Origin of the sequence: Salimicrobium salexigens, assembly GCF_900156705.1 — a bacterium.
Classification (GTDB): Bacteria; Bacillota; Bacilli; order Bacillales; family Halobacillaceae; genus Salimicrobium; species Salimicrobium album.
Window position 1 is genome coordinate 103557 of the sequence record NZ_FTOK01000008.1, and the last position, 19914, is coordinate 123470.

At 47.8% G+C, this 19914-nt stretch carries 17 protein-coding genes; 8 read left to right on the forward strand and 9 right to left on the reverse strand.

The genetic code is table 11. The annotated features are described in order from the left end of the window. Nucleotides 1-81: 81 nt before the first annotated feature. On the forward strand, nucleotides 82-603 hold the full coding sequence (locus BW931_RS10705; RefSeq protein ID WP_076572204.1) for a GNAT family N-acetyltransferase: 522 nt from the start codon (nucleotides 82-84) through the stop codon (nucleotides 601-603). A gap of 60 nt (nucleotides 604-663) precedes the next feature. Here BW931_RS10705 and BW931_RS10710 read toward each other — a convergent pair whose 3' ends face one another. From BW931_RS10710 to BW931_RS10725, 4 genes are all read right to left on the reverse strand, one after another. After that, a complete protein-coding gene (locus BW931_RS10710; protein WP_008588983.1) occupies nucleotides 664-1545 on the reverse strand; it encodes an NAD(P)-dependent oxidoreductase in 882 nt (293 codons plus the stop codon). Between the two features lie 132 nt (nucleotides 1546-1677). Beyond that, nucleotides 1678-3102, reverse strand: a complete 1425-nt coding sequence (locus BW931_RS10715) for a sodium/glutamate symporter (RefSeq protein ID WP_008588981.1) — start codon at nucleotides 3100-3102, stop codon at nucleotides 1678-1680. Between the two features lie 320 nt (nucleotides 3103-3422). Further along, entirely contained in the window at nucleotides 3423-3992 is a 570-nt protein-coding gene (locus tag BW931_RS10720; RefSeq protein WP_076572206.1) for a nitroreductase family protein, read from the reverse strand. 72 nt (nucleotides 3993-4064) lie between these two features. Beyond that, nucleotides 4065-4922: a MurR/RpiR family transcriptional regulator gene (locus BW931_RS10725; protein ID WP_076572208.1), complete on the reverse strand. Its 858-nt coding sequence runs from the start codon at nucleotides 4920-4922 to the stop codon at nucleotides 4065-4067. 178 nt (nucleotides 4923-5100) lie between these two features. Between BW931_RS10725 and BW931_RS10730 the strand changes: the two genes are divergently transcribed. Next, nucleotides 5101-6444, forward strand: a complete 1344-nt coding sequence (locus tag BW931_RS10730) for a GntP family permease (RefSeq protein WP_008588975.1) — start codon at nucleotides 5101-5103, stop codon at nucleotides 6442-6444. Nucleotides 6445-6713: 269 nt separating this feature from the next. Here BW931_RS10730 and BW931_RS10735 read toward each other — a convergent pair whose 3' ends face one another. Beyond that, entirely contained in the window at nucleotides 6714-7040 is a 327-nt protein-coding gene (locus BW931_RS10735; RefSeq protein WP_076572210.1) for a hypothetical protein, read from the reverse strand. Between the two features lie 194 nt (nucleotides 7041-7234). Next, nucleotides 7235-7771 (reverse strand): hypothetical protein, encoded by a 537-nt coding sequence (locus BW931_RS10740; RefSeq protein ID WP_076572211.1) that lies wholly within the window; start codon nucleotides 7769-7771, stop codon nucleotides 7235-7237. 231 nt (nucleotides 7772-8002) lie between these two features. Here BW931_RS10740 and BW931_RS10745 point away from each other — a divergent pair, with 231 nt between their 5' ends. Beyond that, nucleotides 8003-8398 (forward strand): (deoxy)nucleoside triphosphate pyrophosphohydrolase, encoded by a 396-nt coding sequence (locus BW931_RS10745; protein WP_076572213.1) that lies wholly within the window; start codon nucleotides 8003-8005, stop codon nucleotides 8396-8398. Here the strand turns inward: BW931_RS10745 and BW931_RS10750 are convergent. The 3 genes from BW931_RS10750 to BW931_RS10760 all read right to left on the reverse strand — a co-directional run bounded on the left by BW931_RS10750 (nucleotide 8382) and on the right by BW931_RS10760 (nucleotide 12543). Further along, nucleotides 8382-11192, reverse strand: a complete 2811-nt coding sequence (locus tag BW931_RS10750; RefSeq protein ID WP_084193924.1) for a DEAD/DEAH box helicase — start codon at nucleotides 11190-11192, stop codon at nucleotides 8382-8384. The two genes, BW931_RS10745 and BW931_RS10750, sit on opposite strands and share 17 nt — an antisense overlap. A gap of 156 nt (nucleotides 11193-11348) precedes the next feature. Continuing rightward, nucleotides 11349-12188: an FxLYD domain-containing protein gene (locus BW931_RS10755; RefSeq protein ID WP_076572216.1), complete on the reverse strand. Its 840-nt coding sequence runs from the start codon at nucleotides 12186-12188 to the stop codon at nucleotides 11349-11351. A 13-nt stretch (nucleotides 12189-12201) separates the two neighbouring features. After that, nucleotides 12202-12543 (reverse strand): hypothetical protein, encoded by a 342-nt coding sequence (locus tag BW931_RS10760; RefSeq protein WP_076572218.1) that lies wholly within the window; start codon nucleotides 12541-12543, stop codon nucleotides 12202-12204. Nucleotides 12544-12733: 190 nt separating this feature from the next. Here BW931_RS10760 and BW931_RS10765 point away from each other — a divergent pair, with 190 nt between their 5' ends. The 5 genes from BW931_RS10765 to BW931_RS10785 all read left to right on the forward strand — a co-directional run bounded on the left by BW931_RS10765 (nucleotide 12734) and on the right by BW931_RS10785 (nucleotide 19796). Further along, nucleotides 12734-14275: a hypothetical protein gene (locus tag BW931_RS10765; protein ID WP_076572220.1), complete on the forward strand. Its 1542-nt coding sequence runs from the start codon at nucleotides 12734-12736 to the stop codon at nucleotides 14273-14275. 378 nt (nucleotides 14276-14653) lie between these two features. Next, nucleotides 14654-15586 carry an ectoine hydroxylase gene (gene thpD, locus BW931_RS10770; RefSeq protein ID WP_076572221.1) on the forward strand — a complete coding sequence of 311 codons (933 nt, stop codon included), beginning with the start codon at nucleotides 14654-14656 and terminating at the stop codon, nucleotides 15584-15586. Nucleotides 15587-15645: 59 nt separating this feature from the next. Further along, nucleotides 15646-16065 carry a hypothetical protein gene (locus BW931_RS10775; protein ID WP_008588959.1) on the forward strand — a complete coding sequence of 140 codons (420 nt, stop codon included), beginning with the start codon at nucleotides 15646-15648 and terminating at the stop codon, nucleotides 16063-16065. A 1-nt stretch (nucleotide 16066) separates the two neighbouring features. Then, the gene (locus BW931_RS10780) at nucleotides 16067-18070 is read left to right on the forward strand and encodes a non-contractile tail sheath protein (protein ID WP_076572223.1); all 2004 of its coding nucleotides are present in this window, start codon (nucleotides 16067-16069) and stop codon (nucleotides 18068-18070) included. Nucleotides 18071-18140: 70 nt separating this feature from the next. Beyond that, the gene (locus tag BW931_RS10785; protein ID WP_008588955.1) at nucleotides 18141-19796 is read left to right on the forward strand and encodes a DUF2334 domain-containing protein; all 1656 of its coding nucleotides are present in this window, start codon (nucleotides 18141-18143) and stop codon (nucleotides 19794-19796) included. Nucleotides 19797-19914: the final 118 nt, after the last annotated feature.

A 19914-nucleotide genomic window follows, 5' to 3' on the forward strand; every position in this document is an offset into this window, starting at 1 on the left:
CTCCTATTTACTCACGTTTCGAAGCTTATACGTTTCGAATTACGAAAAGGTCTGCTACGATAGAACGAGGAGGAGATACATATGGAAGACCATATTTGGCTGCGGCCACTTGAGAAAGACGACGTGCCTTTCATGCACAAACTATATAACAAAAAAGAGATTATGGATTTCTGGTTCACGGAAGCCCACTTCCCGAAAGACCGGATCACTACCGGTTTTGAAGAGAGAAAAGAGCCCGGTAAACACCGCCTTTTCGTCATCTGCAAAGATGAAATGAGCATCGGTCTGACCGGACTGTATGATATTGAACCGGTGCACCGGAATACCGAATTCGGCATTATGATCGATCCCGTGCATCAGGGGAACGGTCACGCGGGGGAAGTTACGAAGATGATGGTGGATTACGCTTTCCGTACCCTCAACCTCCATAAAGTTCATCTTATCGTAGCGACGGAAAACGAAAAAGCTGTGCATATTTATAAGAAAATCGGCTTCGAAATCGAGGGAGAAATGAAAGAACACTATTTCATCAACGGAGAATACCGTGATGCCTACATGATGGCGATTCTTAAACACTCTTATGAAAACCGGGTTTCCGAATAAATCCGAAAAGAGCGGACGATGCAGGGCTATATGCCCGTACGTCCGCTCTTTTTATAAACGCTATACGTTACCTTCCGCTTTCCATTTGTAGTATTTGTACAGGGCCTGTGTTCCCTCATTCTCCCCACCGTTCTCCATGAGTTCTTCATACATTTCTTTCGCAAGACGCAGCCCCGGGACCGGAAGCTCCATCCTTTCTGCAGACGCAAGCGCGATCCCCATATCTTTAACGAAATGTTTTACATAGAAACCCGGTTCAAAATCATTCCCGATCATTTTTTTGCCCAGTTTTGATAAAGAAAAGCTTCCCGCTGCCCCGTGTTCGATGCTGCTCATGACGACGGCGGGATCCAGACCGGCTTTCTCCGCGTATGTAATGGCTTCGACGACGCCCATCATCGTCGACGCGATGGCAATCTGGTTACTCATCTTCGTATGCTGTCCCGCACCCGGTGGACCCTGCAGCACGACATTCTCCCCCATCGCCTCCAGTACCGGGCGTACTTTTTCGAAAGAAGAGGGCTCGCCTCCTGTCATGATCGTCAGTTTGCCCGCTTCCGCAAATACATCACTTCCGGAAACCGGAGCATCCAGTGCCGCCTGTCCGTTTCTCTGTGCGGCTTCGGCAATTTTCACCGCCAGCTCCGGGGAAGAAGTGGTCATGTCGATGAAAACCGTCCCGCCGGAAGCATTGTTTAGAATACCGTCTTCCTTAAAATATACTTCCTCTACATCTTCCGGAAATCCGACGATGGTAATGACAACGTCTGCCTCCCTGGCAAGCTCCGATATCGTCTCTTTCCATTCCGCCCCTTCCGCGAGAAGTTCTTCCGCTTTCCGCTTCGTTCTCGTGTAAAGAGATACCGCATATCCATGTTTCATAAGATTTCTGACCATATGCCGTCCCATGACCCCGGTGCCGATGAATCCGATTTTTTTCAAATATATTCCCTTCCTTCCTGATAACTTACCGAATATTGTAACCGTTTTCCGGACAGGACTCAACGGCTTTACACTTATGTAAAAAAACGCCTCCCTCTGCCCGAGACGGCAAAAAGAGACGTTTACCTTCAGTTAACCGGATTCCGTACGCTGTTTTCCGAAATAGAAAATTCCGACAGCCCAGCCGATCACGGCCATCACCAGGGAGAAGATGAAGAATGGAACCGGTCCGAGAGAGTAGATTACCGGCACGGAAAGGGCGGTCACCAGTCCTCCCCCGAGAAACGGTTCGTATATGAGCTGTTTGTAGCCGAACGCTTCCAGCGCAGGCGTCTCCACGTTCGGGTCCACAATTCTCATGAGAAGGAGACCCGTAGCGGTGATCCCCATGGACTGTCCGAAGTCACCGATGGCACGTTCAAACCAGTACGTAGGAATCATTTTCTTCGCAAATATCTGGAAAGCGAGAACGTTCCAGCCGATACCTCCTACAGCGAGAAGCAGGAACGGAACGAAATATTCACCGATAACGGCGAGGGAAATCGTCGCAATCGCCGTCATTATCAGGATATCAAGCGACAATCCCTGGACTCTCATGACCATCTGCCTGTCCACGAGATTAAACCGATCGTAGCGGTCCAGGAACAGCTGCAGAATAATACCTCCGATCATAGCGAGCGGGAACAGAGGAATATAAGTCATAATGTATGTGTCCGTCCAAGCTCCCCACGTAACGGCCTCAAGGCCGATCAGACCCTGCTGTAGTCCGTACCCGATCAGTATCGCGATACTGATCATAGCTACGTGAAAGGAGAGCGGTTCGATCGATTCGGAGCGCAGCGTCATCTTCCCGGCTGCCTCCCTGTTTTCGAATTCGCGGATTCCGAGTTTCTGTATATCGGAAAAAGCTTTTTCGTCCATATCAAGCGCTGTCTGCCGTTTTCTGGCAGCTACGTTGATAAGAATGATACCGATGATGACACCGGAGAGGATACCGACAGTGGCAAGTCCCACTGCCAGATCATACGCCTCGGGGAACCCGAGCTGTTCAAACGTGCTCTGCATCCCGGCAGCCGTACCGTGCCCGCCTTCAAAACCGATTTCTATAAGAGCACCGGCCATCGGAGGAATGCCGAAGATCGGAGTAAGTATTAAAAGAGCGATGAGCAGACCGACGACATATTGTCCCCATCCGACCATCCAGCCGAACGATAGCTGAGGTCCTCCGTAGTCCCAGATCATTTTGAGGGAAGGCGTTTTCTTCCCGATGAAAAGGGAAGCGAAGATGACGTTGATCATCAGCCCGGGCAGTGCTGCCCATACATCCGTAATAGTTTCCGTAAAAAGCCCCGTTGCCCAGAATGAATCTGATCCGGTCAGCGGCGCCAATAGATTCCCGAGCACCTGAGGTCCAAGCAGAAGTGCTGCGAAACCCCCAAGAATCGAACTTGGAAGAAAAAGGGACTGAAACAGAGGTACGCTCACTCTGATCAGCTTCCCGACCAGCAAAAATAGCCCCATGACGAGCAGGGCGAACCCTATCGTGTTTGCTGTCATAATATTTCTCCTCTCCCTGTTTTATACTACTGAGGTTCTTCCCACAGGCGCCCCGGAGTAAACTTCGGAAAGTATGCTTCGTTCACGGCTATCGAAGCAGAAGTCCTTACGGTATTTTGCGTTCCCTTCCCCTTCAGAAAAAGCGGCCGACTGTCACGATTCACCGGTTTTCGTGCCCTTCAAGTCACTTTCTGTCTTCTGAAAGTAACGGAAAATGCAGAAACGTGCCGTTCGCATCCCGGTTCAGCTTCTGAAGGTAACGAAAACATCCACAAAAAAATCACCGGCCCAAAATATGGGACCGATGATTGAAAAGCAGCTTACGCACGGAACGAACCTTCCATAATGGATTCTTCAACCGGGCGACGCGGAGACGGCTGTTCCCGCTTCTGCATCTCTTCTTCCAGTTTTTCTTTTTCATCCTGATAACCGATAGCGACGAGCGCCTGAATCTCGAACTCTTCCGGAATACCGAGAGTTTCGCGGGCCTGATCTTTATAAAAACCGCCCATAGCGTGAGTGATGAGACCGTTCCTGCGGGCCTGCAGGGAAAGGAAACCCCAGGCTGCCCCGGTATCGAAAGCGTGAGTGGCGTCTTCTTTATCAGAAATGATAAGAGCGAGGACCGGTGCCTTCTCGCACCATTTACGGTTTCCGTCCATGACGAAAGAATGGAACCGCTCACGGTCCTCCTCCGTTCTCGCTATAATAAAACGCCAAGGCTGCATATTCATGGCAGATGGAGCCCAGCGCGCCGCTTCAAACACGCTCATAAGATCCTCTTCGGCTATTTCCTTCTCCTGGAACGATCTCGGGGACCAGCGTTCGAGAAACGCTTCGTCGATTTCATAATTGGCCTTCCGATACTGTTTCATTTCACTTGCGTTCATACTGTTTCCTCCTCTGACACATACTTCGTCCATTATATACAAAAGAATATCTTCATTTCAAGATTTGAACTTCTACATTCTTTTCCCGGACAGGGCACTGGTGATTTTTTCCCAGGCCGATGTGCTTTCTTCCTTTCCGGAAACGAGAAGATTCACGTATAACGCATCGATGACGCTCATCTGTGACATAGCGGATGAGAGGATCTGCGGGCGATAGTCGGCTTCCTCCGCGACGGTCGTCAGCACGACATCGGAGCGTTCCCGGAGCGGGGATTTTGCGAGATTGGTAATAGCGATGACAGGTACACTGCCGCTTTTCAAAATGTGGAGAACGTCGAGCACGTCCTTCGTCGTTCCCGAATGGGAGATGAGAACGGCGACGTCCTTATTTTTCAATTGGGAGGCGGACATGAGCTGCATATGGTTATCTGCCTGGCTGAACACGGAAAGACCGGTTCGCAGCAGCTTGTGGCAGGCATCCTGGGCGATGATATTCGAACCGCCGCACCCGAAAAACCCCACCCTGTCCGCCTGGCGCAGCATTTTCACCGCTTTCGCCACTTCGGAAGTGTCCAGCACTTCGAGCGTCTCTTCCATCGTGCGTATGTTGGATCGGAAAACTTTCTCCGTGACCTTGGCTTCGTCATCCGTACGGGTTATGCCTTCCAGCTCCTCTTTGTCCGCACCGACCAGTTCCGAAGCAAGCTCGATTTTCATATCCTGATAACCTTTGAACCCCATCGTTTTGCAAAAGCGGAAGACGGTGGACACGGCGATGCCGATGTCATCAGCCGCTTCGTTGATCGTCCCTTTTACAATCCGTTCCGGCTTCTCCAGTATATAGTCCGCTACACGCCGCTCTGTCTGTGTAAACTGAGGATACTCCGAGCGGATACGCAGGAGACAGTGCCTCTTTTCCCTGGCTGCCATAAACGTCTCTCCCCTTCCTTTACAGTAAGTTCATCTTAATACGAAGAACGGGAAAAAGAAAATATTTTTGTTACCGTTTACAAAAGGAAAAATATTTTTCTGTAAACGATTGCAAAGAAAAAATTTTTCATGTACTATAAGCGGTATGAAAATACAGAAACATTAGGAGGTACCAGCAATGTCATCCACCATGCTTATTCTTATCGCCGTAGCGGGAATTTTCGGCCTGCTATTTCTCGTGATCCGGACGAAACTGCACGCGTTCGTTTCCCTTATGATCGTCAGCCTTCTCGTCGGTATAGCTGCCGGAATGCCTCTCGGAGAAGTCATCACTACTGTAGAAGAGGGGATGGGCGGCACTCTCGGGTTCGTCGCCATCGTCGTCGGGCTTGGAGCCATGTTCGGAAAAATGCTCGAAGTCTCGGGCGGAGTGGAACGTCTCGCCCAGTCCCTGCTCGGACGATTCGGGGAGGATAAATCCCAGTGGGCTCTCGGCATCGCCGGTTTCCTCGTCGCTATTCCCGTCTTTTTCGACGTAGGATTCATCATCCTCGTTCCTATTGTATACGGACTTGCGAAGAAATCCGGCAAGTCGCTCTTGTACTACGGCATTCCGCTTCTTGCAGGACTGGCCGTCACGCACAGTTACATACCGCCGACTCCGGGACCTATTGCTGTCGCAGACCTTATCGGAGCGGATCTCGGCTGGGTCATCTTCTTCGGTGTACTCGCCGGTATTCCGTCGATGATCATCGCAGGACCGCTGTTCGGCCGCTACATTGCTAAACGCATCGACATCGCCGTACCGGACTACATGGATTTCGAAGAAAAAGAATATGAAAAAGATCTGCCAAGTTTCTGGATGATTACTTCCATTATTCTTGTGCCTCTCGTTCTGATACTTATTAATACGGCCTCCACCATCATTTTCCCGGAAGGAAGCACTGTACGTTCCATTACCACTTTCATCGGTAACCCGATTGTGGCACTGACGATCGCCACGCTGCTTACATTCCGGATTCTTGGAACGAAAAGAGGCTACTCCCGTCAGGAAGTGCAGGACATCGCTACGAAAGCGCTTGAACCTGCAGGAATCATCATTCTTGTCACCGGGGCCGGGGGCGTATTCAAGGAAATGCTCATCCAGTCCGGAGTCGGCGATGTGCTCGGGGAAATGATGGCAGGATCCCCGCTGCCGCCGATCCTTCTCGCCTTCCTTATCGCTGCCATCGTCCGCGTGGCCCAGGGCTCTGCAACCGTGTCCATGGTTACGGCAGCCGGGCTTATATCCCCGGTCATCGATGTAGCCGGTCTCGAAGGTGCCGCTCTCGGCCTGATCGTCATTTCGATTGCCGCAGGAGCTACGGTGCTCTCTCACGTAAACGACTCGGGTTTCTGGCTCGTGAACCGCTTCTTCGGTCTTGACGTCAAAGACACCCTGAAGACGTGGACCGTCATGGAAACGCTGATCGGCCTGGTCGGGCTCACCGTGGCACTCATTCTCGGACTTTTCATTACGTAACGGATAATCGTGACATTGAAGCCCCTTCATTCGGTCTCAGTGTCACGTTTTTACGTTAATCGTACCCATCGGAGCCGTTTTACACTTCTGAAGGGCACGTATTCACGATTATCGTTCCCTTCCGAAGACATTCGGGCGGCTGAAGGGAACGATAATCGTAATATTTCAAAAAAAAGACACCCCTAAAACCGAACATTCAGAGTTCGATTTTGGTGGTGTCTGTTATTTATAAAGCGTAACACTTCAATGTCTTCTGTACCCCGGTCCTCTCAATCCCACGTACCACCTATTCCTTTCTCAAGGCTTTTTTCCCGGCAGAACGGGCAGCGGGCCATTTCCAGCCAGTCGAGAGAAAGAATGCGTACATTTTCACTGCGGCATTTCGTACAGCGGGGATAGTTGTGGGAATGAGAGCCGTCTTCGAACAGAAATTTGATAGTCGGGCGGCTGCTTAAACATAAACACTCCTGACACTGGGTGAGCTGGAAGCTGAACTGATAGTCGTTCACCTCTTTATCTTCGAGCAGTTCCTCCAGTTCCTTCCGTTCCCAGTACGGAAATTCACCGAGGCATCTTGCGAGAGAACTGTGAAACATGCCAAGACCGAAGCGAAAATCCTCCGAGTACCCGCATCCACGGCACCTTACTTCTGACGTTACCCCATAGGACCGCCTCCGGTATATATTTTTTGATTATCCTTATTATACTCCATTTCCCGGAAAACGTTTAACGATAAGTCATTCGCAGTCCGGATGGACGGAGAGGTTTTATATAACCGGGATGGCCCGACTTATTGTTTCCAAATGTTATAGTACGTCTTCGCTTCTTCCGGATCATCCACGTTGTCGATCAGCCCTCTCGCCTGTTCATCGATATAAGGATCGTTATCCCTTTTATAAAGAGCAGCGAGTCCTCTTAAAATGTCTTCGCGAAGAAGTGTGCTATTTTTCTCCCCGGCGGCTGTATAAAATCTTTCAATCATAGATCCGGTCACAAGGTTCTTCTGCCGGGCACCTCCGAGAGCGATCCGCCATACCGACTGCAGAGCACGGCGCGCTGCAGTAAGATCTTCATCTTTTGTCACCTGCCATACGTTTTGGAAATCGCGCATGATCCGGTATTCCGGGTCACTGACAGCAAGATAGGACAGGAACTGAGCGGCCTCTGATCTGAGGCGTGCATCTTCATCATCGAGGAATCCGACGAGTCTGTCCCACACTTCATAACTCCATGATACTTCCGTTTCCATTTCTTCAAGGAGGGCCCGGTGTGCTTCCCCGGAACCGTTCCTCCATTCTTCAAACAGCTGTTCTATACGGTTATCCATAACGAAATCCTCCTTTTCTTCCTACCATATCATTTTCCCGGAAAGAGCGCGGAAAAACAGGGTGCGTCATTTATTTTTATTTTGTCGCCCGGGTAGTTATACTGGGCTTATAGTCCAGCTAAGGAGTGATTCTGTTAGGCAAGCTTGACCAAAAAACAGCAATCATCAACCGAATTTCTTTGCACAAAAAAGTTGTGCAGGGGACGTTACATACAAAAGGAGGACATACATATGAAAAAACAGGTTAAAGTCGTGGCAGCCATTATCGAGAACGAGAAAGAGGAAATTCTCTGTGCTCTCCGTTCTCCCGATATGAGCATCCCGAATATGTGGGAGTTCCCCGGCGGAAAAGTCGAACACGGGGAATCTCTGCAGGAAGCGCTTGAACGGGAAATCCGGGAAGAACTCGGCTGCAGCATCCGGGCCGGCGAAGTTTTTAACCGGAACGTGCATGAATACGATTCGTTCATCATTGAACTGATCGCCATCGAAGCCCGGCTTCTCGAGGGAGAGCCGGAACCGAAAGAACACGCTAAACTCGTATGGCTGAAACAGGAGCACCTCCCTTCTCTCGTCTGGGCCCCCGCCGACATACCGGCTGTCGAAGAACTTACACCTTCTCGGTAAGTTCCGTATACAGCTGTTCCGGCAGCTGGTGATGCAAAGCAATCTGCACTTCCACCGGCTGCTCTCCCCGCCAGGAGATGGTATCCCCTTCCCCGATGTAGATATACGGTTCCGTAAATCCGGCCTCTATCTGCTTATACTTGCGGACGAACAAGTGCAGCCGTATACCCCGCTCGCGGTTATAAAGAATATTTTTCCCCCGCTCGGAGTCCTGCTTCGTACTGTTCGGGGTTTCCCACTGGAACTGCGTGCGGCTGATCAATTTATCATTGTAGTTGATGCTTTCTTTAATATCCGCCTCTTTATGCAGATCGATGAAAAGAAAATAGTCACACCCGTTCTGCAGAAGCCCGGAGCCCCGGAATGCCGAATGACTCTTACGGTAGTTCGAAAGAAGAGCCGCATCCGCCATCTGGTACTGTTCATACAGTTTGAAATGAGGAATCCCGTAATAACGGGAGCCGAATTCCCGCTCATATCTCAACAGTCCGTATTCGAGTACGTCCAGCAGATAGGCGCGGTACTCCGGATTGCTCAGCAGTTTATCGAATAACAGCGTCCGCTCGGCCCTGTCCCCATCATAAGACACGAGTTTCGGCGTCCTCTTCCGCATCCCGGAGTCGAAAAATTCCTGGTTCACGTAGCAGAGGGCGTGTTCGACACTCGCTTCCGGCACCTCTTCCACCCACTTCTCTATTTCCATTCGTGCTTCTTCACGGGTGAGCGTACGTTTATGGACGAGAGCCCGGAGAACTGCGAAATCATAGCTCCGTTTAAGCGGAAGCATCGATGAAAGCCATTTGAGCGTTTTGATGAACGTCTCATCTGCGCTCAGTTCTTTAAGGTGATCGTCTTTTTCCGTGGCTGCGACGAATTCCAGGTACGTATTCTTCTTCCTGATGAAAGAAACCGGATCCGGAGCGTTTTCGTACGTATAATAATCCATCAGCCAGTGCGGAGTCTTTCCGGCCCGGACGCGTTTGAACTCCTGGTACTGCTCACGGAGATATGTCATCGACATGAATGACTCCCGGTCAATCTGGGTCAGAATCCGTTCTTTCGAAATTTCATCCATTTCGATATGGGTGGCTCCCGGCAGATGAGCGAAACCGGTGGATATAGCGACTTTCAGACTTTCTTTGTCGTAATAGCGCTGCCCGTTCAAAGCGATGGCGATGAGAAACGTCTTTGCGTGATTTCCGATAAAATCAAGCACCGTCAGAAACTCTTTGCCCTCGTATTTCCGAAGGCCCCGCCCCAGCTGCTGGATGAAAATGATCGGTGAATTCGTAGGTCTGAGCATCAGCACCGTATTTACAGAAGGGATGTCGACCCCTTCGTTGAAAATATCCACCGTAAACAGAAACTCGATCTCCGACTCGTCCGATTCCAGGCGGCGTATGGCTTCCTGCCGTTCTACACCCTTGTTCTCTCCATCCAAAGCAAGACTCGGAATGCCGCGCTTCCGGAACTCTTCAGCCATGTATCCGGCGTGCTCCCGGCTGGCACAAAATCCGAGACCTTTTCTCTTCTCCCCGTCCCACCCGTAAAACTCCATGTTTTCGATAATAAAATCGACGCGTTCGTTCACTTTCAGTCTTCTCGTTATTTCGTCAATATCGTCAACAGATACGTCGCTAAGATCTACATTGTCGATATCCGTTATTCCGAAATAGTGGAAAGGAACGATAATATCGTCCTCAAGAGCGTCATGCAGACGCACCTCCAGTGCCACGTTCTCATCGAACTGTTCAAAGATCGACTGCTGGTCCCCCCGCTCCGGAGTCGCCGTCATCCCGAGCGTAAAGTCGGCATCAAAATATTCGAAGACTTCCTGATACGTCGGAGCCGTGACGTGATGCGCTTCATCGTAAATGATGTAATCAAAGGCCCCGGGATCAAAGGAATTATAATAGTTATGAAGCGTGCGGATGTTAGCGAACAGATAGTCCGCTTCCAGATCTTTCTGTGTACCGGTCAACAGTCCGAAAGATACGTGAAAGTTATGTAAGAAATATTCGAACGTCTCCTTCGCTTTCTGCAGGATCTCCTCGCGGTGCACGACGAACAACAGTCGCTTCGGCCGTTCCCGGCGTACGTCAAAAGCCGACATATACGTCTTCCCGGTACCGGTAGCCGCAACGACGAGCGCCTTCTTCTCCCCAATACTACGGAGCCGGTCGAGGTTCTCCATAGCCCGTGTCTGCATACTGTTCGGCGTCACGTACGTACTTTTTTCATAAACGAGAGACTGGTGAGTGACAGTCTCTTTCAGGTTACGGACGAGCTCGGTATAATCATGCAGAAACTCATCATCCACCCTGCGGCTTCTTTCCCACAGACCATTGAATTCGTTGATCACCCGGTCCATGAACGCGGCATGCTGTTTGGAAATAAGTTCGACATTCCACTCCACGTTACTTTTCAGTGCGTGCTGGGTAATGTTGGAGGACCCGATAATCACTTTGTAACAGTCTTCGTATTCAAATATGTACGCTTTCGTATGAAAACCGGTCTTATCGGTGACGAACACCTTCGATTCAATAAGCGGGAACTCTCTCAGCTTCCGCAGTGCCTCAGGGTCGGTGAAATTCAGATAAGTGGAAGTGAGAATTTTCCCTTCCACACCTGCTGTCTCCGCTTCCTTCAATGCTTCCAGCAGCAGCTGAAGACCGCTGAAGTTGAGAAAGGCGACACTGAAATAAAAGGAGCGGCACGTCTCAAGGGAGGTTTTCAACTCCTGCAGAAGACTTTCCGTCTGTGTATTCACAATAAGTCGTGGTTCATTCGGCATACCTTCACCTCTGATTCTGGAAATAATTTGTATCCATCGTATATGAGTTTTGCCGATCGATCAATGACAATAGTTTCCAGGATCCCCGGTTTTACGGATGCAAAAAGCAGCCGGCCTCCCGGTCGACGGCTGCTCCGCTTATATTCCCTCAGCTCTCTAAAACCCCCAGTCCCAACCGTAAGCTTTCACTTCTACGTCTTTCACTTTTCCGGCGTTTTCAGCAGGTATCCCGGGGTAAGTAAGTTCGAATCCTGCTTCACTTCCCGCGTTCACACTGACAGAAATACTGTCGGTCAGGACACCGAGAAGAGAACCATCTTCTGCATAAAGCCCTGCAGCAATCCGGATATCCTCCTGTACATCCCCGGTCATATTTTCAACGATGCCCGTGACTCTATACGGGTTATATTCATCTCCGGGACCATGCTGAACATTTTTCACTTCCATTAAATTTGCATCCTCTCCAAAAGCCTCCCGATATTCAAAGTTATACGTCGTATGATCGAACTCTTCCGGATCGGTTACTCCATCCAGAGTAGTCGTCTGAGAGACGAAAGCCGTCTCCCCCGGCTTCAGAACTTCCGGCGTTGCACTGTTCATGGCATCGGTACCAAGAACCGACCCCTCTTTGTTCATAAAATTCATCTGTACTTCCCCGACCACTACCGGAACGTTATCGGTGTTCTCTAATACAGCTGCAGAATGAACCCAGAGAGAATCTATGGAATCCACCCATGCGCTATCCGTCTGGTCAGCTATTTCCACGGCAACACTTACATTTTCTTCTTTACTCTCTTTCTGCACTTCATCCGGAGCCGTTTCTGCTGATTGCTCCTCCACCGTTACTTCCGCTTTTTCCTCCTGTCCCTCGGCCGCTTCCACCTCTTCGCTTTCCGGCGTATCACCGGTAGCCTCTCCTCCTATATTTTCTCCGGAACTGCAGGCTGTTAAAACCAAAAAAAGCATGAAGAAAGAAAATAATATTATCTTCTTCATAACTCCCTCTCCCTTACGCAGCTTCCTGCTGTATTTTTTCTTTTCTAAAAATACCCATTAAACCTGCCGGGACGAGAAACAAAGCCGGAACCACTCCAAAAAGACTGATGGAAATAAGAATAGCGATGCCGCTGATCAGCATCATCCAACCTCCAAGCCCGGCTTTGAATTTAACGACTACCGCCCCTATAACAGCCAGACTGCTGAAAATAAAGGCGCTTGCTCCAAGACTCCCGAGCTCACTTGTCTCATTCAAAGCTGCATCCACCGAACCGATAAACAATGCAAAAAAAGCTCCGCCAAAACCGATTAACCCTCCTATAATCCCTAACGCCATCTCTGTCGTTCTGCTCATCTTCCACCCTCCTTTCCAATTTTATTACATATATTATAAAATCAATTATCTGAAAATTCTATATATTTATAATTCAGGTGCAAAAAATTGCCAACGTCTTACATTTAACAGAATTTTTTGTAATTAATATGGAAGGCTTATCCAATCTCCTCTATACTTGGACGTAGGCTGAAATTCAGGAGGTACGAAAGTGAAAAAATATTGGACCCTGCCACTGCTCGTCATTGTAATCGGTATTATGTTCCTAATGTTTCAAAACTATAAGCAGGCCGCTGCCCTCCCTTCCGATTCGTGGCATCGGGAAGCGAAACTCGGCGAAACCGAAATCCGCGCCGGGCTGGACGGCAGAAAAACGGAAAATGGCATTCGTCTCGCTTATTTTACGGAAGAAGCTCTCGCCATTCAGACGTACGACGAAAATTTGAACAGTACAGAAACGACGAAAATCCCCATCCGGAATACGAAAGGGGCTGACGTTTTCATCGGCGGTACACATACGATTTATTACAGTGACGGAGGAGTGTATCGTGCCGACACGGAAGATAAGATCGCTGAATCGGAAATCTTTCTTCCCACTGAAAAGGGTGCAGTATACGCAGAAGGGGGAAAAGCCGTCTACGTGGACGGAGGGACGCTTGAAACGACCGTCATATCCGAAAACGTAACGGAATCCTCTTCCATCCATGCCTATGAATCGAATCGGGGGACTGTCGTTTCCGTCAGTGAACGGGAAGATAACAGTCTAACTTCCTCTATTCACCTAAAAAGGAAGGATGAAGTCGAAAAAGTGGATCAGTTGAATGTCGACCTCTCCCCTTCCCTGAAGATGGAAGACACCTATCCGTTAATCCAGGGAGACACTGCCACTCTGCTCATCAATGCCGTCCCGGCTTTCGTCCGTTCTTCTACAGGAGAGAAAAATTTCTTCCTGGCTAACAAAAAGAACGGTTCCGTTTCACTCACTGACGTTACATTTCCGGATCCGAACAGAGAAGGAAGTCCCCTGCAGGAAGTTGAAGACCTTCACGTTTATGAAAAAAACGGAACTCCTCTTCTCCTATTCAGAGCCCAGGGGTATACTGAAACGAAAACAGGCAGCACGGAAGCGTTCAACGTTTTCGAAGGAGAAGTGAAAAATGACAGTATCACTACAGAGAGACTCAGCAACACCCCGCGTCTGTCCGTTCGCCCGGAAGTGATCGATGCAGGGATGATCGCCTGGATTGATGAGGGGGCGGATGAGAACACACTGTTCACAGCCGCTTCCAAAGAGCACACAGATTTTTCCGCTTCCGCTTTCTCCGGGGACATACTGCTCCGTACAGCAGGAAAAACACTGACGATGCTGTCGACCGGGCTTATGACCATTTTTCTGACTGTGCTCTGGTATGCCGTTCCCCTGCTGGTTATGGTGTTCTGGATGTCGAAACGCCGCAACCCTTTCGACGAAGAGAAAGAATGGGTTCTGTATGTATCGGCAGCCATTTACACGACAGTCGCCTTACTGTTCGACCATCACCTGTTCAAGCCACAGCTCATCGAGGCTCTGCCCGGGATACTCGATTTTCCCGGCAGTCCATTCGCAATCATTCTTCTCTTCTCTCTTCTGTCCTTACTGATCGTCAGATTTTCGGGAATGGATAAATGGTGGGGGCTTCCGGCACGTGTCACTTATTTCGTCGGCCTGCACGTCGTGTTTATGACCGTTTATGTAGGTCCCTATTTATTCTGATGTTTCACGTGGAACAAATGGAGCGTACCCGTTTGGCATTATCATACCGATAAAATCAACCGGAAAATTTTCGGCTGTATTTTTTTCAGAAAAATGGGAAGATGTACAGTGGCCTCTCAATCAATGAAGAAAACATATAACCGTGAGGGAAATTTACGTACAATCGCGCTTACAGCATCATTAATAAAATCCTGTTTACCCAATAGCCAAAAGCCGAACCCTCCTGATTCAGGAGCGGATTACGCTTTTGGTTTCGCTGTCTCAGGTTTTATGGAAGGGCTTTCTCTTCGAAGAAAACTCAACCCTTCATTTCACGCTGTAAAAGCGCCGGAAAGTACTGCTTTCTCTTCGGTAAAAAAATTAAGGAGGAATGGAAGTATGGCAATGGATAAATATCCGTCCAGGCAGGGTGATCACAAGGAGATTATGGACCGGAAAGACCCGATCGTTCACGGCGGTGCCGACTACGACGGACCTCTGGAGGAAAAAGATTTAAGCTTTTATGATGAGAACGGGTACATCATGCTGCAGAACCTGTTCACTGCTGACGAAGTTAAGCTTATGAAAGAAGAACTACGTAAAACGATGGAAAATAACGAAAACCGTGATGCGCCGGACGTCATCAAGGAGCCGAACAGCAACGAAGTCCGCTCTGTATTCGAAATCCACAAAGACAGCGGGTTCTTCGAAATGCTTTCGAAAAATGAGCGCATCGTCAAAGCGGCCCAGCAGATTCTCGGCAGTGATGTGTACATGATGCAATCCCGCATCAATTTCAAACCGGGCTTCAAAGGCAAAGAGTTTTACTGGCACTCGGACTTTGAAACGTGGCATATGGAAGACGGCATGCCTGATATGCGGGCGCTCAGCTGCTCTATCATTTTGACGGACAACTACGAATTCAACGGCCCGCTTATGCTTATACCGGGATCACAGAAGTGGTACGTCTCCTGCCCGGGCACGACTCCGGAGGACAACTTCAAACAGTCACTGAAAAAACAGGAGACCGGTGTACCGGACAACGAAAGTATGGAGTGGCTCACCGAACAGGCCGGCGGACAGATTGACCGCACCACCGGACCTGCAGGCTCTGTCCTCTTCTTCGACTGTAATACGATGCACGGCTCTGCCGGGAACATCTCCCCTTACCCGCGCAGTAACGTATTCTTCGTATTCAACTCGGTGGAGAACAAGCTCGTGGAACCGTTCAGCGGCACGGAGCCGCGCCCGGAATTTCTTGCCAACCGGGAAAACACTTCCGCTATCAAACCGCAGGCAGGTTCTCTGACAGAAGACGTCTCTTCCAGATAATAAGAGATGCAGCACCGCCTTATAAAAAAGACGCATGCCTCCAGAAGAGGTATGCGTCTGTGATTGACGAAGAATTAGATGTGCGTTTTCAAATGGTAGTCACAGAAACCACTATCGTACCGTATGGCAATGGTGTACAGCGTACCGTTACATTAGAGGAAATGATTCCTTCTGCTGATAGGCTTATAGCAGATATTATGCTTAAACAAGAGACAGATACAGGTATTAGAAGAGGTAACGTATGGACAGAGTTTGTGACTGTTCCGTTCAGTAATGAAGAAACAACCATTGATTTTAGTGTACCGTTTAAAACAAAACCAGTCATCAATTGTACAGTGATTGGCTCTGAATCTATACAACCAACGGTGGAATATATTCAATCCACCCTTCAGGATATTCCTGTCTATACTGGTTGCACAATCAATGCTCCTTTAGGTACAGGACAACAATTCTGTATGCTTGCTTTTGGGAGGGTATAATATGGCTGTATATCAACGTTTTGACCCTGACCTCTGGCGTACAGTATTCAACTTTGAGTGTATGTGTACTCTCACCACCACAGATACCGGAAATCTTGTGATGACTGGCTTTTTTACCACAGAAGGCGATTATATTGGTGTGTATTATCAGAGTGAGGATGTGAACACACATGATTACTACAAATATACAACCAACTATGATTATACCGATGTGACATTCTCTTTTGTTCCTGAATATACCGGCAAAGTAGCACACTTCAATGATCGGACACTTAAAACTGCTATGAATGTGATAGCAAAGGATGGTACAGAATATATAGTCACTCTGGGCTTTTACGGTCAAAAAAACGATGGCTCAGATTCCTTCCTTTTTGATGGAGAAATTGAGCTATCCAATCCGTGGATTGATGTAGGAAGTGAAACGGTAGAGTGGACGAAAGAAGAGACTGTTCAGAATGAAGACGGCTCTACAAGTACCGTTACAAGGAGTGGAACGGGTGAAATAGGTACAGATTATGATATGGACTATGTGGATGGCGTGTTTTTTACTAAGGAAGGTGGTATTCCCTATAATGCTGATGTGGATATCACCTATACTTACAACACTCATGAGAAGTACACGTTGAATTTTAATAACCTATACGAAGGTACTCACCCTGATTTACAGACGATGATTGACCCTACAACCATATCCAAAATGACATTCTCTATTATTCCTGATTATTATGTGGAAGGAAGTCGTATTCTGACAGGGAGAACCGATGATTTCACTATCACATTATCCGGTATAGAGGTGGGAAATGGAGAGTTGAATACAAAGCCTGAACCTATGCCACGTACTGTATATCGTCCAGCAGAGGGTTTTGACGATGAATATGATAAAAACCCAAAAAGGTTAATGGAGCAGATGAACATTCTCGGCTATGAAAAGCTAATTAATTTATACATTGGTGCTTCACATTTTCATTATAAAGTTGGTCAAGAAGGCGAGGAAAGCACAGGATATAATGTACAAACCATTGATACAACAAAAGGAATCAATGAGCCGTTCCGAGTGTGGTTACAAAGTTTTCTAAAGCATATGAAGCTGAATAACTTTGATGATATTATCATTTCCGTTTCGATGGAACACTTGCAGATGCCTGATGAATGGAAACAATTGATGTACGACGGGCAGCCGGGGGCAACAGGGTGGCAGCCTTCTACCAACTTCTATGACCCAAACAATGAAGCTGTACAAACGTATATCAGAAAGATTTCCAAAGAGATATTAGATATTGTGCAGAATGAAGGTATGCAAGTAACATTACAGCTTGGTGAACCTTGGTATTGGTGGCAAGAGTTTCAGCCGGGGAATGTGAATCAACCATTTGAAGGACAGCCGCCTTGTTTTTATTCTCCAGATACCCTAAACCGATACGAATCAGAGACGGGTGAACAGCTTCCTGTCTATGAAGAATCAAAAACGATGGCAACCGAAGAGAATAAAGAAGTTTGGAAGAAGTTGAAACACTATCTTGGTGATTACTCGGAGTTTATGAAGTCAATTGCCAATGAGTATGACAATTCAAGATACACCGTACTATTTTTCCCTCCTTCTGTATTGGATAAAGAGCGTGTTCCAGTGATGATGCAGGAAGTCAATACACCGTTTCATGTCTGGAACGACAATCAGCTTGATTTTATTCAAATTGAGGATTACGACTGGGTTACGAGTGAAAATGATCAACATGTCAACGTATATCCTTATGCTTGGCTGGAATTAGGTTATCCATTTATCAAACAACATTATTTTGCTGGTTTTGTTTTGAAGCCTGAAAATGCAGATAAAGAGTGGCCGCTGATTGAAAAAGCCGCCGCAGGTGCTGTAGGTAGGCAATTCAAAGAAACATTTATATGGGCTGGTACACAGATACGCCGTGATAGTTGGACGCCGCGACAAAACTATTATTCATCCGATTGTGAAGCATGGATGCAGGTTAATTTACATCAGTATGGGGAGTGATGACTTGCTTGCAATGATTTAAATATAGTAAAATATAAGGAAAATAGGAAAAAAGATGAAGGAGATAACTATGTATAAATGGGTATCTATCATTGCCAGTGTATTGTTCTTTATGGGAGTTTCTACCGTTTCTGCTGAAAATGGTGATGACACAAAACCAAGTGTGCTGCTCGTTCACTCCTTGGAAAACCAGGGGCAGATGAAAGAAGTGAGGATGCTGGACGCTTTGCTTGGACAGTTCACTGATGATATTACATTGACAACGGATGACAAGCTGCAAGAAAAAGAGGTGAACTCCTACAGTCACCTTTTCTACTACGGCGGCGTTCCTAAGCAGTTGTCTAAAAGCACGATAAGCGTGCTAAACAACTATCAGGGAAAGATTTATGCTGCTGGCCATAACGTAGACCAATTTTCGCAGCGATTCTCCTTTTTAGAATGGGAGGGGGAAACGTTGATTAATAGTGATGTTACTTTAGCCGGAGCGGAGTCGATGACCTTACCAGAAGAACGAATTGTGTATGACATCAGAAAAGGTGATAAGGCAACCGTTGCCGCTAAAAGTGAAGACGTTCCACTTGTAGTCCATTCAGGAGGTGACTATTATTTTTCCGGCGAAACATTCTCTCCGCCCTTTGGTCAGGTAATCACCGAATCATTAGCCGCTTTCTTCGAGAAAGATAATAAAAGCCTCGTGAAATATCTTCGGCTGGAGGACGTTGATCCATTATCGGACCCGAATCAACTTCAATCCCAGGCGGAATATTTAGCAGAAATGAACGTCCCCTATATGGTTTCTCTTATTCCGGTACACACCAATGAAGAAGGAGAGACCGTTCATTTATCTGATTCACCGGAATTGATTGATACCTTACAGTATATGCAGGATAACGGGGCAAGTATCGTTCTACACGGGTATAAGCATCAGTACAGACGTTCAGAGACTGGAGAAGGTTTTGAGTTCTGGGATGTCGAGAATGATCGGCCTATATACCAACCCTCTTCTGAAGACGCAAAGACGAAAAGCGACTTTAAAACGGATCAAGCGTATCAGAGTTACATGAAGGAAGCAGCCACCTTTGAAAAACAATACATCGAAGAAGTAGTCACAAAGGGTATTCAAGAGTTGACCGATCACAACTTATATCCATTGGCATTTGAAGCCCCTCACTATGCCATGTCGCAGCAGGGATATGATGTTGTATCGGATCATTTCAGCTCCTACGTGGGACAGCTTCAGTTGACTAACAACACATGGAAAGGGCAGTATGCTCCCCCTTATGAATCTCAGCCGTCCTTTCTCCATGGAATGACAGTTTATCCGGAAACACTGGGGTATATCGAGAAAGGGGAGCAGGCTTCCTTCGATCGTATGGACGAAGAAATAGGGCAAAGGTCTACTCTTACAAAATCCTATTTGTCTGCTTTCTATCATCCATATCTAGGTCTTGAAGGTCTGAAGAAAGTCGTGCAGAACCTTGAAGCAGTTGATGACAGTACCTGGTTAGACTTGAAAGAACAAAACAACACAGTCAGTGCTGGTGATCTAAACATCACATCCGATAACGGACAAATCAAAGTAGATAATACGAAGGTTGCCAGTGAACATGAAAGATCAATATTTAGAAAAGAGATACTAAAGTACGCTGCGTTTCCCTTGGGTATTTTAATTATAGTCATTCTATATGTTGCTCGAAAGGCACTTAATAGAAAAAAGGAGAACTAAGAGCCCTTATAGATAGGGCTCTTCAGCTTGTAGAGAAACCCCGTGTTTTTCTGCAAGCTTTTTTTGTGCAGTTCGTGCGGGCGAATACCACTCGCTTTCCGCGGACGAACGCCCGAGC

What these genes read in the sequence shown, in the direction of transcription:
- BW931_RS10750 (WP_084193924.1), bottom strand. Translation starts at nt 11,192, where the DNA reads ATGCCGAATGAACCACGACTTATTGTGAATACACAGACGGAAAGTCTT.
- BW931_RS10740 (WP_076572211.1), bottom strand. Translation starts at nt 7,771, where the DNA reads ATGGATAACCGTATAGAACAGCTGTTTGAAGAATGGAGGAACGGTTCC.
- BW931_RS10735 (WP_076572210.1), bottom strand. Translation starts at nt 7,040, where the DNA reads ATGTTTCACAGTTCTCTCGCAAGATGCCTCGGTGAATTTCCGTACTGG.
- BW931_RS10760 (WP_076572218.1), bottom strand. Translation starts at nt 12,543, where the DNA reads ATGAGCAGAACGACAGAGATGGCGTTAGGGATTATAGGAGGGTTAATC.
- BW931_RS10720 (WP_076572206.1), bottom strand. Translation starts at nt 3,992, where the DNA reads ATGAACGCAAGTGAAATGAAACAGTATCGGAAGGCCAATTATGAAATC.
- BW931_RS10730 (WP_008588975.1), top strand. Translation starts at nt 5,101, where the DNA reads ATGTCATCCACCATGCTTATTCTTATCGCCGTAGCGGGAATTTTCGGC.
- BW931_RS10785 (WP_008588955.1), top strand. Translation starts at nt 18,141, where the DNA reads ATGTATAAATGGGTATCTATCATTGCCAGTGTATTGTTCTTTATGGGA.
- BW931_RS10705 (WP_076572204.1), top strand. Translation starts at nt 82, where the DNA reads ATGGAAGACCATATTTGGCTGCGGCCACTTGAGAAAGACGACGTGCCT.
- BW931_RS10780 (WP_076572223.1), top strand. Translation starts at nt 16,067, where the DNA reads ATGGCTGTATATCAACGTTTTGACCCTGACCTCTGGCGTACAGTATTC.
- thpD (WP_076572221.1), top strand. Translation starts at nt 14,654, where the DNA reads ATGGCAATGGATAAATATCCGTCCAGGCAGGGTGATCACAAGGAGATT.
- BW931_RS10725 (WP_076572208.1), bottom strand. Translation starts at nt 4,922, where the DNA reads ATGGCAGCCAGGGAAAAGAGGCACTGTCTCCTGCGTATCCGCTCGGAG.
- BW931_RS10755 (WP_076572216.1), bottom strand. Translation starts at nt 12,188, where the DNA reads ATGAAGAAGATAATATTATTTTCTTTCTTCATGCTTTTTTTGGTTTTA.
- BW931_RS10745 (WP_076572213.1), top strand. Translation starts at nt 8,003, where the DNA reads ATGAAAAAACAGGTTAAAGTCGTGGCAGCCATTATCGAGAACGAGAAA.
- BW931_RS10715 (WP_008588981.1), bottom strand. Translation starts at nt 3,102, where the DNA reads ATGACAGCAAACACGATAGGGTTCGCCCTGCTCGTCATGGGGCTATTT.